At 43.1% G+C, this 14,610-nt stretch carries 11 protein-coding genes; 4 read left to right on the forward strand and 7 right to left on the reverse strand.

The genetic code is table 11. From position 1 onward, the window contains the following. Nucleotides 1-115 precede the first annotated feature (115 nt). Complete coding sequence (locus FED52_RS13285) at nt 116-742, forward strand: TetR/AcrR family transcriptional regulator (protein ID WP_138860184.1); 627 nt, start codon at nt 116-118, stop codon at nt 740-742. A gap of 26 nt (nt 743-768) precedes the next feature. Here the strand turns inward: FED52_RS13285 and gloA2 are convergent, their stop codons facing one another. Beyond that, on the reverse strand, nt 769-1,149 hold the full coding sequence (gloA2, locus tag FED52_RS13290) for an SMU1112c/YaeR family gloxylase I-like metalloprotein (RefSeq protein ID WP_138860185.1): 381 nt from the start codon (nt 1,147-1,149) through the stop codon (nt 769-771). A 279-nt stretch (nt 1,150-1,428) separates the two neighbouring features. Here gloA2 and htpG point away from each other — a divergent pair, with 279 nt between their 5' ends. Next, nucleotides 1,429-3,297, forward strand: coding sequence for a molecular chaperone HtpG (gene htpG / locus FED52_RS13295; RefSeq protein WP_138860186.1), 1,869 nt, complete (start codon nt 1,429-1,431; stop codon nt 3,295-3,297). Between the two features lie 53 nt (nt 3,298-3,350). Here htpG and FED52_RS13300 read toward each other — a convergent pair whose 3' ends face one another. Then, a complete protein-coding gene (locus FED52_RS13300) occupies nt 3,351-4,043 on the reverse strand; it encodes an HNH endonuclease (RefSeq protein WP_138860187.1) in 693 nt (230 codons plus the stop codon). A gap of 102 nt (nt 4,044-4,145) precedes the next feature. On the opposite strand from FED52_RS13300, the gene istA reads away from it, so the two are divergent. Further along, complete coding sequence (gene istA / locus FED52_RS13305) at nt 4,146-5,582, forward strand: IS21 family transposase (protein WP_029595511.1); 1,437 nt, start codon at nt 4,146-4,148, stop codon at nt 5,580-5,582. Beyond that, nucleotides 5,579-6,295 carry an IS21-like element helper ATPase IstB gene (gene istB, locus FED52_RS13310; protein ID WP_138860188.1) on the forward strand — a complete coding sequence of 239 codons (717 nt, stop codon included), beginning with the start codon at nt 5,579-5,581 and terminating at the stop codon, nt 6,293-6,295. Before istA ends, istB begins: the two co-directional genes overlap by 4 nt. On the opposite strand, the gene FED52_RS13315 is transcribed toward istB, so the two are convergent. The 5 genes from FED52_RS13315 to FED52_RS13335 all read right to left on the reverse strand — a co-directional run bounded on the left by FED52_RS13315 (nt 6,270) and on the right by FED52_RS13335 (nt 14,604). Next, nucleotides 6,270-6,740 carry a hypothetical protein gene (locus FED52_RS13315; protein WP_138860189.1) on the reverse strand — a complete coding sequence of 157 codons (471 nt, stop codon included), beginning with the start codon at nt 6,738-6,740 and terminating at the stop codon, nt 6,270-6,272. The two genes, istB and FED52_RS13315, sit on opposite strands and share 26 nt — an antisense overlap. Nucleotides 6,741-6,812: 72 nt before the next feature. Next, nucleotides 6,813-7,325: an HIRAN domain-containing protein gene (locus FED52_RS13320; protein WP_138860190.1), complete on the reverse strand. Its 513-nt coding sequence runs from the start codon at nt 7,323-7,325 to the stop codon at nt 6,813-6,815. Nucleotides 7,326-7,366: 41 nt separating this feature from the next. Next, the gene (locus FED52_RS13325) at nt 7,367-8,791 is read right to left on the reverse strand and encodes a 3'-5' exonuclease (protein WP_138860191.1); all 1,425 of its coding nucleotides are present in this window, start codon (nt 8,789-8,791) and stop codon (nt 7,367-7,369) included. A 196-nt stretch (nt 8,792-8,987) separates the two neighbouring features. Beyond that, complete coding sequence (locus FED52_RS13330) at nt 8,988-11,606, reverse strand: PD-(D/E)XK nuclease family protein (RefSeq protein ID WP_138860192.1); 2,619 nt, start codon at nt 11,604-11,606, stop codon at nt 8,988-8,990. After that, nucleotides 11,599-14,604, reverse strand: a complete 3,006-nt coding sequence (locus FED52_RS13335; RefSeq protein WP_138860193.1) for a UvrD-helicase domain-containing protein — start codon at nt 14,602-14,604, stop codon at nt 11,599-11,601. The genes FED52_RS13330 and FED52_RS13335 overlap by 8 nt, the downstream gene beginning before the upstream one ends. Nucleotides 14,605-14,610: the final 6 nt, after the last annotated feature.

Here is a 14,610-nt window from a genome sequence, read left to right on the forward strand (position 1 = left end):
GCTCCAATCTTAAATTATGATAGTCTAACTATCATAATAGTAGTCGATGCACATTCGATTCTCAACGAAACTGCTTCAAAGCGTTATAATGACAAGAGAACAAAGAGGTGATGATATGAGTAAACGTCAACAAAACAAAGAAGAACGATTAAATCGCATCATCAGTCAGGCTGAAACCCTGTTTCTGAAAGACGGATTCGAGCGCGTCCAAATGCAGGATATCGCTGACGCCGCCGAAATCGGGGTCGCGACACTGTTTCGCTATTTCCCGAAAAAAGATCAGTTGATTGTCGCAGCGGCTGTCCGTAACTTGGCACCGACGCTCGACGCGTTCAAGGAATTGACGAGCCGGACGGGAGATGCGTACTCGCGACTCGAGGCGATCATTGACTACTTGCTCGACCAACAAATGAAACGGACGAGTCACTCTCGCTTCCGTGAGGCGTTCGAGAGTTATGCCTCGTTCGTCGTAAGTCCCCTTCCCGGAATCGATAACTACATCGGACTACAGCGCGAGATCATGGAGACGCTCGAACCGCTCATTGAGCATGGGAAGACGGACGGCTCGCTTCGAGGCGACATCGATGTGAAAACGACCGTCGTCACCATCATCAACGCGTTCGGGACGTTCGGCAACAATATCATTTTGAAGTCTCACATCAGTTATTTAGAGGACGATATCGAACCGCACATCCAACAACGGGTGTTGCGAGAGATGCTCTTGTCGTATGTGCGCTCATAACAAAAGCCCCTTCGCGTGAAGGGGCTTTATTCGTGCAGTTCGAGCGGCAGACCGTCCGGGTCGAAGAAGAACGTCATCTTCTCGCCCGTGAACGTGTCATACCGAATCGGTTCCGTCGTGACACCGTGCGTATTCAGTTCGGCGACGACCGCCTCGATATCGTCGACTTTAAAGGCGAGATGACGGAGCCCACACGCCTCCGGGAAGCTCGGCCGTTTCGGGCTATCCGGTTTGATGAACAGCTCGAGCTCGTACGCGCCGAGCCGCAGGTCGATCTTGTGGTCGCCTTTGTCCAGACGATGATGCTCGCGGATGACGTCGAAACCGAGGATATCGATGTAGAACCGTTTCGCCTCGTCATAATTTGAGGCGATAAGCGCCACGTGATGGATGGTATGTAGTTGCATCATAATCCCCCATATACAAAAAAATGAGCACCTCTCACTAGAGGTGCTCTCGAAAAGTCTACCGCGTCGAACCACGCTCCACAACGTGCTCCCGAAGGAATGTCCGCCGTCTTACATAGACCAGCTCATCGCATGTACTCAACTATAGGCGAATCCGAGCCCCGCGTCAATCTTTTGTTTGTACCGGGTTGACATCTTCCTAAAAATTAGGATAATCAATAGTGTTAGCACTCTTATATCTAGAGTGCCAAAAATGAAAAAACAAAAAGGAGAACGATCATGACAAAGAAACAGTTTCAAGCCGAATCGAAACGAATTTTAGAGTTGATGGTCCACTCAATCTATACGCATAAGGACATCTTCCTCCGTGAGCTCATCTCGAACGCGAGTGACGCCATCGACAAGATGTATTACCGGGCCTTGTCAGATGAGGCAATCGACTTCAACAAGGACGACTACTTCATTAAAGTCGAGCTCGACAAAGACGCCCGCACGATCACCATCCGCGACACCGGAATCGGGATGACGGCCGAAGAGCTCGAGTCGAACCTCGGGATTATCGCCAAGAGCGGTTCGCTCGCGATGAAGCAGGCGACGAAGATGGAAGAAGACCACAGCCTCATCGGCCAATTCGGTGTCGGCTTCTACTCGGCGTTCATGGTGGCAGACCGTGTGACGGTCCGCACCCGCTCGGTCGACAGTGAACAAGGCTACTTGTGGGAGTCGGAAGGCACAGACGGTTACACGATCGAGCCGACAGATAAGACCGACATCGGGACTGAGATCACGTTGCACGTGAAAGCTGACACGGACGACGAGACGTACTCATCGTTCCTCGAAGAGTACGAGATTCGTTCACTCATCAAGAAGCATTCGGACTTCATCCGCTATCCGATTAAGCTCGACGTGACGAAGCACCGTCAAAAAGAAGACTCGGACGAGTACGAGGATTACGTCGAAGAAGAGACGCTCAACAGCATGGTGCCGATTTGGCGCAAACGGAAGAGCGAGCTCTCGGAGGAGGACTACAAGGCGTTCTATCACGAGAAACGCTACGGCTTCGATGAGCCGCTCAAACACCTTCACTTGAACGTCGACGGCTCGATCCGGTACCAGTCGATTCTCTACATCCCATCGACGGTCCCGTTCGACTATTACACGAAAGAGTTCGAGAAAGGGCTCGAGCTGTACTCGAACGGTGTCTTGATCATGGAGAAGTCGCCTGACCTGCTCCCGGACTATTTCGGTTTCGTCAAAGGGATGGTCGACTCGGAAGACCTGTCGCTCAACATTTCCCGGGAGATGCTGCAGCAGGACCGCCAACTTCGCGTCATCGCCAAAAACGTGAAGTCGAAAATCAAAGGCATGCTCGAGAAGATGCTCCAAAACGAGCGCGAAGACTACGAGAAGTTCTTCGAGTCGTTCGGCCGTCAGCTCAAGTTCGGCGTCTACGATCAGTTCGGTGCCGCCAAGGACGAGTTGAAAGACTTGCTCTTGTTCCACTCGTCGAACGAGAACAAGCTCGTCACGCTTAAAGAATACGTCGAGCGCATGAAAGACGATCAAAAGTACATCTATTACGCGACGGGTGAATCGATTCACCGCATCGACCTTCTCCCTCAGGCGGAACGCTTGAAAGAAGAAGGGTTCGAGATTCTCTACTTCACCGAAGAAATCGACGAGTTCGCCATCAAGATGCTCCAGTCGTATGACGACAAAGAGTTCAAGTCGATCGCGAGCGGTGACCTCGGGCTCGATGACGAGGCGGCCCATTCCCTCAACGAGGACAACAAGGACTTGTTCGCCTTCATGAAACAAGAACTGGGCGACCGCGTCAAAGAAGTGCGCGCCTCGACACGTCTCAAGTCACATCCGGTCTGCTTGACGGTCGCCGGCGACGTCTCAATCGAGATGGAGAAGATTTTGAACACGATGCCGAATGGCGGCGGCATGAAAGCCGAAAAAGTGCTTGAAGTGAACGCCGATCACGCCATCTTCCGGACGTTACAGCGCATCTATAAGGAAGATGAAGCGAAAGCGAAACAGTATACCGATTTGCTCTATCAGCAAGCACTCCTCATCGAAGGGCTACCGATTGAAGATCCAGTGGCGTATTCGAATGCGGTGTGTGCGTTGATGGCAGAATAATTGAAAGGCAGAGGGGCTTTATACGCCCTCTGCCTTTCAATTACTTTTTATCATTAAGTATCTGGGGAGAAATCAATTCTGTCCCAATGTCCTTTTATATACTCTATAGCGGGTAACTCTCGACACTTTTTTATCTTTTTGTATTCACAGGGAAGGAGATTTGTAGATACCCAAGAACTTTCATCCTCTGTCTCAAAATATTTTTTATTCACCCGAATCCTATATTGTCGATCTAGAGTGAAAACACCTAATTCAAAATCCGCATCATGCAGTTTACACAGCGACAGACCGTTCCTAACATCTTTTCTCGTTTGAACATTATCACTCCACCGTACAATATGTGCCCCCACTAGATGTCTCTCTTCATTGAACCGACAATCTGGGAAACAACACTCAAAGTTAAAATTCTCTTTTACCTGTCGCGAAAATTTTTGCTGTCCAACCCTTACTTTTATTTCTCGAATCGATTCACTATTCGATTCATTGTTTTCAGACTCAACTCCTGAATCATACGTGAAATTTGACTCTTTTATCCGTGAAATCTTATTATCCTCAAACAAAATATTAAATAATTCATTATCTACTTTTGAAAAATAAGCACCTTGTACAGTTTTAAGGTCATTTTGCCTCTGACAATAAAAGATAGCCTTTTTATCTCCTTTATCTTTACAATTATTATTTTCATAATAAGTAATTAGTGTGTAATGCAAAATAGGAGTGCAGAAGTGTGCAACGGAAACGTACACAACTCTGCACTCCTATTTTAGAAAAGAAAAAGGACTTGCCAGCAACCATAATCTCACCCTAACGTTTAAGTTGCGACACAAGAACGTTAGGAGATGGAAGGAATGCTAGCAATGTCCGATATCAATTGTATCAAATATCTGAGAAACCACAAATCACATTCGATCAATCGAATCGCTAAAAATCTAGACCTCAACTGGAGGACGGTAAAAAAATACGCGGATTCAGCTCAACTGCCGAGTGAAACCATTCGCCCCAAGAGAGGCATGATGTACGGAACGAAATGGGGCGAGATGGTCGAGGATTGGTTGACCGAGGATCAAATGCTTCAGAAAAAGTTAAGACGAACGAATAAAAAGCTTTATGAAACGCTGGTGGCGAACGGATTCGAGGGTTCTTACCGGACGGTCTGCAATTTCATCAAGAGCTGGCATATGACGAGCGAGGAGGAAAACGACACAAGGCAAGAACGATTGCAACACCCTCCGGGTGAGGCACAGGTAGATTTCGGGACGATGGAAGTCGTCAAAGATAGTCATGCGGTCGATGTAAAATGCCTCGTCATGAGCCTGCCCTTCAGTAACCGCACAGCAGCTGTCGCCCTGCCCGCAGAAAACCAAGAGTGCTTTTTGACGGGACTCAAAATGCTTTTTGAAGAAATCGGTGGTGTACCGCAACAGCTCAGAATCGATAATCTCCCCGCCGCAGTCATCCAACCACGAACGACAAAAGAAGAGGCGATCTATACAGATGCTTTCCTGCAGTTCATGGCACATTACGGCTTCCAAGTTCAAAGCTGTAATCCTTACAGAGGTAACGAGAAAGGAAGTGTCGAGAACAAGGTAGGATACGTTCGGTACAATTTTCTTGTCCCAGCCCCTGTCATGCATGATTACGATTCGACGAACCGGCAACTCGCAGCTTCCCTACGGGATGACATGGAGAGAGTGCATTACGAAAAGCATGTGCTGATCCGTGAGTTGTTCGAAGAAGAGCAGAGACATCTATTGCGATTGCCGCAAGAAGACTTCCCCGTCTTCAAAGAAGAACTGTTCAAGGTGAACAAGTACGGCGAAATAACGATCGATAAGACGAAAGTCTTGATCCCTTCAGGGGCTCGTCATGGGCAAGTACGCGCCATCTTAAGGTGGGATTCGATGAAGATTCTCTCACTTCACGGAGAAATCCTCTACGAAGAAAAACGTCCCTACATGATGACAAAGCGTGCGCTCCCATGGGAAAACATCATCAGCACTTGGCACAAGAAGCCGAGAAGCTTCGGGCACTCCCGTTATTCCGAATATCTGCCGGGTAGAATCAAAGAGTACCTGGGCGTACCCAACTTACTCGTTCGGCAGGAAAGACTGGCCTGGATCCGAGCCAAGCTCGCACTCTATCCAATCCTCGAGATCAATGAACGCCTATACGAGCTACTGAGCGAGGACGACGATCCAGCCGTGGTTGAGGACCATCCTTATGATGTGGATTGGAGCAAGTACGATAGCCTGAATCGGCCTTGGGGAGAAGGTGGTGCAGTATGAGCCTAAAAGAAATGTGCAAATCGCTCCGCCTTGCCTATGTCGCTGAAATCTATGAATCGATTCCAACGGAATCCCCTGAAAAGTTTCTCACGGAGCTTTTCTCGATGGAAATGCGCCTCCGCGAGGAAGCGAAAGCGCAACGGTTAATCAAAAAGGCAAAATTCATCAACAATAAGTCACTAGACGACTATCATTGGGGCAATCACATCTACTTCCCAAAGCATTTAGATAAGGACGAACTGACCTCACTGAATTTCGTCGAGCACTCACAGAACGTCGTTCTGACAGGGTCCCCGGGTACAGGAAAGACCCATTTGGCCATCGGGCTCGGGAGAGAAGCTTGTCACAAAGGTTATGAGGTGAGGTTCTTCCGGGTCTCTGAACTCGTCGAGCAACTTAACAAGGCCTGGCGGGATGGAAAACTAGGCAACTTCCATTCTCGTCTCGAGTCGGCAGATATGATTATTTTAGATGAGATGGGATATCTCCCTCTCACAAAAGAATCTGCGGAACTTCTGTTTCATCTCATCACCGACTGGTACGAGCGAAAGAGCCTGATCATCACATCCAACCTTGAGTTCAGCCGATGGAATCGCATCTTTGGCGACGCGCGCTTGACTGCGGCACTCGTCGATCGCGTCATCCATCACGCTCACATACTAAACTTTACAGGTGACAGTTATCGTGTCACGCATGCGTTGTCGAAACACTAAAACCCAGCTGGCAAAGTTCTGTACTTTTTGTTGCATTATTGTGCACATTTGTATTGCAAAATACAATTAGTTGCTCTTCATTTATTTTAAAAGTTTTTTTCAAAGATATTTCACTATTAAATTCTTGATAATTTTTCAAAGGTACTGTATAAAAAATATCGCAGTAATCGTATTTAGGGTGAGGAGCAGGTGTGCTTACAACATTACATTTACTCACAGCAACAGAATGACCTATGAATTTCATTTCATCTTTGTTTTTCGAAACGCCTTTAACGAGATGGAGTATTATATCACCCTTCTCTACTTCAAGCAGAGACTCCCAATATGCAGATTTTGTTGTTGCTGTACTATTTTTATATGCTGGACTCCATAGCATTTTTGAAAACTTGAAACCCTCTCTTATACCTTGTTCTTTACTGAGATCTCTCATTTCAACCCAAAGCATACAAGTCACCTCAAAATTAAGTTTAGAGTGCAGACAACTCAGTTGAATTCTCGTGTTTTAGGAATATCCGTTTTACAGAGAGTAAACACGAATCTCTAAACCCCTTGGATAACTCACCCCCGTTTTTTGTATTATTTCAGCTTTAAGACTTATCCGCCTATCCATTAAAGGAGCCAATTCTTTTGCAGTTTCTCTTGGAATCCAACCTAAACTACGATTTTTACTATCGTACACATTAATAGCATTTTTATCGTGAGGATTGCGAGGCTCTCTTTTCAATTTTATATTTTCACTTATCTTTGTTTCAGCTATTAATTTCTGCCTACCTTCAAAAGTAACACCAGCTAACCTTATAATTCTATTAACTTTTCTCTTATGAACTTTCAAAGTTGGCGTTTGAGGTTCCTTTTTATCATGAAGAACGGGAGTTGTATTCTTATTGTACTTTTCATCTCGATTAGTCCGCGTCGTATTATCGCTCAAACTCTTTGTGTTTACTGCCTTTGCTTGATTCAATCTTTTTTTCTTTCGTCTATCTTCAAGAAAAAGTATTACTAGGACTGCAACGACAATAAACTCTAACATTTTTTCCACCTCATTGAAAAATATGTTTACCACAAGTATCGTTAATACGAAACGTGGTTGTAAGTTCCGATTTCAAATTCCTCTATAAAACGACTCATCTTGTTACCATATCCAGTAATGAACAATCTAGTCTTCGCTCGCGTCATCGACACGTACAAGAGTCTTCTTTCTACCTGGATAGCGTCCTCAACTTCCTCTTCCGCTTCTGCTCTTTTAAGACTCGGTAAATTTTTATCTGTGAAACGTGGAATAATGACTACATCAAACTCAAGTCCTTTTGCGGAATGCATCGTTACGAACTTCACTCCAGGTGTTAAGCAACTTCCGTTTTCTTTTTCAATATGCTCATGAGGAATGCCATAAGGCATCATCCCCTTAAGCTTCTTGAGGTGCATTTTATGTCGGCATAAAACACCGATAGTGATATCTTTATCTGATGTCTTATTCCACAGCTCTCGAACAAGCCTCAGGATACCTTCATATTCTTCTTCGTGCTTGCCATACTGATGAATTTCTGGTAAAAAACCACTACTCTTTTTAGGTACGATTAGCTCTTCACGGGTCTCTTCACTGTTTTTTGAAGAGTTACTATTCAAATCTTTGTTGTAAAGCGGGCGTGCCATTGTGACGATTTCCTGACATGATCGATGCATCTCTTCTAAATGTTTTGTCCGTCCGCCGACAATGTTGATTCCGACACTTTTCCAAGTGAAATCTGTCTTATAAATACGTTGACCAATATCCGCAGAAATGATTAGACTCTTCGGATTTAACTCTCTCAAGACAATGAGTTGAACTTGTGTTAAGTCTTGCGCTTCATCAATCATCACGTATTCATAGGATTCTTTTGTTTTAACAATATTAAGATTTTGATGAATTTGAATGCCATACTCATCGAAAGGAATGATAGATGCCATCGCTAAATTTTTATCGAACTGTTCCATGAAGGTGTATACTTCTTTTCGGTCGGATTGCTGAAGGCTGACCATCCGTCCGCTTCGTCGTACGTTCAAATACTCTTCCTCAGAGACGATACCTTTCCCTTTGATCCATTCAATCTCGTCTTTTAAAAATGATTTGAATTTGTCATCACTGTAAAAACGATGATCTTTCGTTTTCTGATTCTCATAACAGTTATCGAAAATCTTATCCACTTGATAAGAAGAGGAAGAAAAATTCCCTTTAATCTGTCTCAAATATTTGGATGCCCAAGAATGAAAGGTTCGCACTTCTAAATTACCTTGGCTATATCCTCTGTCCGCTAAATATTTCTGGGCATAGGCGGCCAACGTCTTGTTATACGTAATCAACAAAATTTTAGCATTTTGATTTGATTGTAAAATTTTTTCAATCTTCATTAAGAGAACAGTTGTCTTCCCACTACCTGGTGCTCCCTTGATTAACACGTGCTCTGCTTGAAAATTGATTGCGTCATTTTGCTGCTTTGTAACGGTGATTTTAACCATGTGATCACTCCATCTTTAAAAAAAGTCGTCTTCAAAAAAACTCTTGCGTCTTTGTTCCTCTAATTCTTGTTCCTGCTTTTTCAAAACACTTAAATCGGTGATTTCCTGTCGAATTCCTTGTGGCTCCCTCTTCACAAGAGGTATCATCCATGTCGATATGAACTCTTGACTCAAGGTTTCGAACTTTTCTCGATTCCTATTTTTCATCATCAATCGCGTAATGCCCCTCTCGACATATCTCTAGAAACTCACAAAAGCGACAATGGTTTCCAGGGTTAGCCAGACTATCGACAGATTGCTCTGGCTTCTTGTAAAAAAGCCTAAAGTCTTTTAAAGAACCGTTATAACTGACTTCGTCTATTTCATAGCGAGGATTTCGATATCGATTTGATTTCTGTTTAACTTCCTCCAAAATCAACTTCCGGTATGCTCCGCTAAGCTGTGGGAACAAATACGAAAGGTACATCTCAGTTTTACCCCAATCATTAAGCACGTGGTAAACACTTTTAAGCATTTTTTTATAGAGTAGCTGCTGATGGAATCGGGACGAATAAGTTCCAAAATCATTCAGGATATAAGAAAATGTAGCGCGTTGCGGACATTGATTGGTCTCATCTTGTAACAGTCGATGCTCAAAATCTGGAAAGACGATGTCGTCGCTCCACGTAGATAGATTAAATTCTTCATCTTCTAGTTCTGGAAGTTCTTTGTTGAACCCAGCAACTTTGAAATAGTGAGCCATATCTAATTCGTAGCCTGTTTCTAAATTCCTCACGTACGAAACCCTTACGTCATCTGCGCCAATCAACAACGTATACAACAAATATCTGGTTATGGCCCCGGATAGGTTCTTCAACTCTTTGAAAAGGTGCATCTCTGACCTTGAGACGCTCAATTCATCGATTGTTTTACTTGAAAGTGGCCAGATTTTATATTTGGTGCTCATCGGTAATGCATCCGCATCAATGAAACCGAGGTGAACATTTCGCTTTTGCTTGAACGCCATCCCATCTGCGACAAAGAGCGCCCCAACCCTGTCTATCATCTCGTCTTCGTCATCATAGCTTTGAAGTCCCGACTGCAGATAAAAACGTAAACCATCCATGATGTCTAATAATGAGAACTTCAAAGTCTCATCTTTCAATTCTTCAAACTTCATCATCAAGTCTTTTAACAGGATCACTTCTTCTTCCTGACGCTTCTCTTCAGCCGAGATACTGACATAGGTTTTGAGTTTTTCAAGATGTTCTCCAATTTTCACATCAGTTTTTACTTCGAAGAGTTCATGAACCATTCGACCAATCATAAGGAGTCCCTGTTGTATCACTTTCATATCTTCAATGCTTACTTTGAAATAAGAAAGTTGCTCAAGAGGCCTGCCATGGAGGCGATGGACACGTCCTGCAGGTAAAGGACGGAGTGATTCCCATCTCATCTTCTCTTCTATCAAGAAATTTATCTTTTCAAGCCACTCTTCTATCGTCAAAAATTGAGCATCTCGTCCATCAAGAAATCCTTCGCCGAGATAAAAGTAAGGGAGGAGTTGGTCTAACTGTTTTGTATACATGGACATGTTGATTTTGGAACCATCTATTCCATCGACATAAAGATGTCCACTATTAAATAGTCTTTGTAATACATCTGGTCTTAATATCTTTTCGATAACTGAAGAATTATGGTGCGGTGTCTTCTGTTCTGTGTACAAGTTGTGCAGTTCGAATAGGAAACGGCCAATCGGATAATCGATTAATGAGGGCGCTTTTTTTTCAATTAACCCAGCATAATACAACTGTTCTCTTATTTCCCCGCCTCGACAAGAAATGAAGTGCTCATACTTGTGATCTTTTTCGCGCTCTCGAATTTCCCGTTCTTTTGAGAGGAACTCTAACATATTCGAATATACGGTCACTTTTCCTGATTCGGTTTCTGTGAACGAATGAAAACGACGACCCTCGAGTCCCGCTAACAGCTGTACCGAGTAAGGATGTTGCACAGCTGATTCGTTGAACGAAGCCGACCACGATACTTTTTCTTTCCATAAAAATCGTTCTACCGTTTCGTAGGTGTGAGGTAGGAGTTCATCATAATAATTCACGAATATCAATTCAAATTGTTGTTCTAAGTGCTTGAAGAAATACTCCTGTAGCGGGGTAATGAAGTAAAAACCATGTAAGACTATCTTTCCTTTACTTAATGATGCCTCAACCCTATTGTTAATCTGATCGTCTTCGCCAATATTAAATTGATGAAGATTATTCTTGGCTTTCGCATTCTGCCGCAAGAACTCTTTTATGAGCTGAGGGAAATACTCGGGATTTGATTGTAGTTGCTCTTCCCATGCAATCGGTCGAATATCATCATGCATTTCACTCATGATGTCATGTAGCAATGACTCTTCATCACTTTTATCAACGAGAGTTGAAAACAGATTGTCTAACCGCAACTCTTTTAACAATCGGATAGTATAAATCAGTTCTTTCCTGTTTTTTTCGAATGAGAGAATATGTTTCCTCATTCGAACGTCAGCTTGCGACGAAGACTCCCATCTAGTTCTAAGAACCTGTGAAATCTCTAAGTATTGACGCATTTGATTCTTTTGACTACTCCACGCCTGGCCTTGTAACGCTTCTAACAATGGATTGATTGTTAAAAGAGGTGCTTTTAACCATTGATATATTTTTAGATTTTCATTAATTGATTCATGAAGCGTGGGTGTCGCCGTGATATGGAGAACATCGTTATATTGTGTTTGAAACTTCGAGTCCTTCCATGTCAAGTCACTTGGCACCCGGTAAGTCAGTACCTGTCTATTCATTTGATGTTTCCTTTCGTACAGCCATTCGTATCAATTTTTCCCACGTATCTTTATCCCATGTCCCTTTAGGTGTATGAGGTCGAGCAGCATTGATCCACAGCCGCTGCTCAGCTCGGGTCATCGCAACATAGAGCAGTCTTGTTTCTTCGTTTAACGTTTCTGTGATATCCTCAGCCTTTATCGTTTGGAAAGAGGCTGTGGTCACAACTTCATCCTCTTCCTTAAAGTGAAAAGCCAACACTTTTTCATGATCACTTAACCCTTTTGAAGTGAGAAGCACTTTATGTCGATGGCCTTGTATCAAGCTTGAATTGGTAAACGGAATGAACACAGAGTGAAATTCGAGTCCTTTTGCTTTATGGACGGTCATCACTCGAATGACTCTATCTCCTTTGATATCTTTTGCGTCGATATCGGCCTCATCCTCATCCCGATTAGTCGCCAATTGAATTTTCAACCAGTCATATAAAGCGACCGGATTATTGACCTCGTTCTTCAAACGTTTGATTGCAATGTCTAAAACTTTATACAAATTTCTTTCGTACTGAATGAGTTCATGTGGTTGATACCCCTGTGCTCCCATGATTCGTTTATACGGGAGCTCCATCACAACGTTTTGAAGCACTTTGTAAAAAGGTTTGACTCGTACATCCTCTCTCGCCTTGTGCATCCACTGCCATCTCTCGTCACCTAGAATCCGATTCATCTCTAAAGTAAGTCGGGCAATGTCCCCTTCATGCTGAATCAGATGATTGACATCAAAGGCGTCTTCGACGAAAGATGATTGATGAAGAGCAAAAAAGCTCTCCGGGCACCCCTCATTTTTTAATACGCGAATCAACAGAAGGAGGTCTTTGGCCGCCGATGATTTAAAGAGTCCCCCACCTACGGTAACTTCATATGTTAAATCATTTCGATTGTTCTTCTTTATATCTTTTAACAACTCTTTTATAGCTTGGGCCTCTTTGTTCTTTCGTACCAAAATACCGAGTACCGATTGTTTTTTATCGTTTGATGGCAACGTGTCGTACATATGGAGAATGATGTCTTCGAGTTTAAGGTTTTTAGTTGTCGAAATCTTTAAAATTTCTTCTTTATCGACCTCCGAAGATAGATAGGAAATCAGTCTACCCGTATCAATACCATTCTTCATCTCATTAGGTAAGCGACTGTTCTGCTTCCATACCTTGAACAGCCTTTCCATCTCTTCTAGTAACGATTTCGAACTCCGATAGTTAATCGTCAACTCATAAGAGAGAAAATCATTCTTTAGTCGTTTTAAACTCTCGAATGCTGTATGACTTGCCCCACGAAAACGATAAATTGCTTGCTTTATATCTCCCACTACAAACAACCTAGCTTTCAGTGAATTTGACAAAGACACGAGTAATTCGATTTGAGGGTCATCCGTATCTTGAAACTCGTCAACAAAGATGTAATCGATGGCAGGCTCTATCGTCAGTTGTCGGTTACCTTTGACGACGGTCAGTAAATCTCGTTTTATGTCCGACAACGTGAGTGAATTGTCTCTCAGTTTCTCTTCCTTGATTCGCCTCGCCATGCGCTCAATCACGTACCGGGTCGCTTGCTGATACTTCATGTCTCTCGGACTGTCTTCTGCAGGGTCCCATTCAAGAGAATCACTATCCCCGCTCAGACCTTTTTTATCTAGCTCGCTTTGTACATACATGAAAAATTTAATCATTTTGTACTCTTCAACATCAGAAAAATAAGAAACCTCTTCCTCGTTAATCTCTTCTGTAAGGTACCTTGCAAATTCTTCTCGAATGATTGTTTCTGTTCGATATTTGTACGATGCGACACCGACAGTATTTCCCCATCCCTCGACTACGCCTAATTGTTCGAACAAATACTTGGAGAAAGCGTCTATAGTCATGATTCTCATCCCATTGACTTGCTCCATCAAATCTAGATATTTAGTCAGGTTTGTAGTCTGATAATAGGATTGGAGACGTTCTTTAATTTTTTTTCGCATATGCGCCGCAGACTCTCGGGTGAACGTAATCATCACAATGGAATCTAGTCTGACGTCACTTGTATGAATCAAATACATGATTCGCGAAATCATAGTTGTTGTCTTCCCACTACCTGCGCCAGCATTCACTAAAATATCAGCAGTTGACGGTGCATGTTCGACGCGATACTGTCCCCAGTTGAATCGGGGACTCAATTGATTATTTTCTATGTAACGTTCCTGGTTCGAAGATATCCGACCATCCTTAATCAAAAGCGTCTTATCAACTTCTTTAGAGAGCTCATGCACTGTAAGATTTTTTTGGTTTTCTATAATTCTTGCATTTCTTGTCATAAGGTCAATCTTCGTCCCTTGTCTTGCCCATTTCTTCAGCTCGTTCATTCGATTATTTGAGAGCTCATTTTCAATCAATAAGATTGAATAGGGATTTTTTTCACAAGTGTCGGCGGTATCTTCGACTGTATAAGGTGACAATGATAAAAACTGTTTTGGGACTACGGAAGAATCGATTTTATCCGGAGAGTCTTTCATAAAAACATCAATTATATGTTCAACATCAGCACGACTGTAAAGTTCATATGTTGTATTTCCATTTTTAATTCTTCTCTCTTGCGGTCTAGCAAATTTTCCACCCAACGGAAAATAATATTCTTTTATCCCCGACTGAATAGAACGCGTTTTGAGAGCGTTCACCATTTTTGAGGCTTTTCCATTTTCGGTTCCAGCAAATAACTGAATCCCCATAAAAATATCATCTTTTTTTACAATGACATCCAGCTTCATCTGAAGATCTGCTTCTTCGTGGCTGATCACCTCATCAAAGTACCCGGATTCTTTGAGTAGAAGTGCGAAATGAAAATCTCGAACCAATCCTAGATATGCTGTGTGCGCTTCACTTCGAACATGATGTTTAATTAGCTCCAACTGATTAACATTTGATAAAACAGACGTAACGAAATACTCCGTATACTCTTCTACAGAAGGCAACCTGTCCAATAACAAAACTTG

This window comes from Exiguobacterium mexicanum (genome assembly GCF_005960665.1).
GTDB classification, from domain to species: Bacteria; Bacillota; Bacilli; order Exiguobacteriales; family Exiguobacteriaceae; genus Exiguobacterium; species Exiguobacterium mexicanum_A.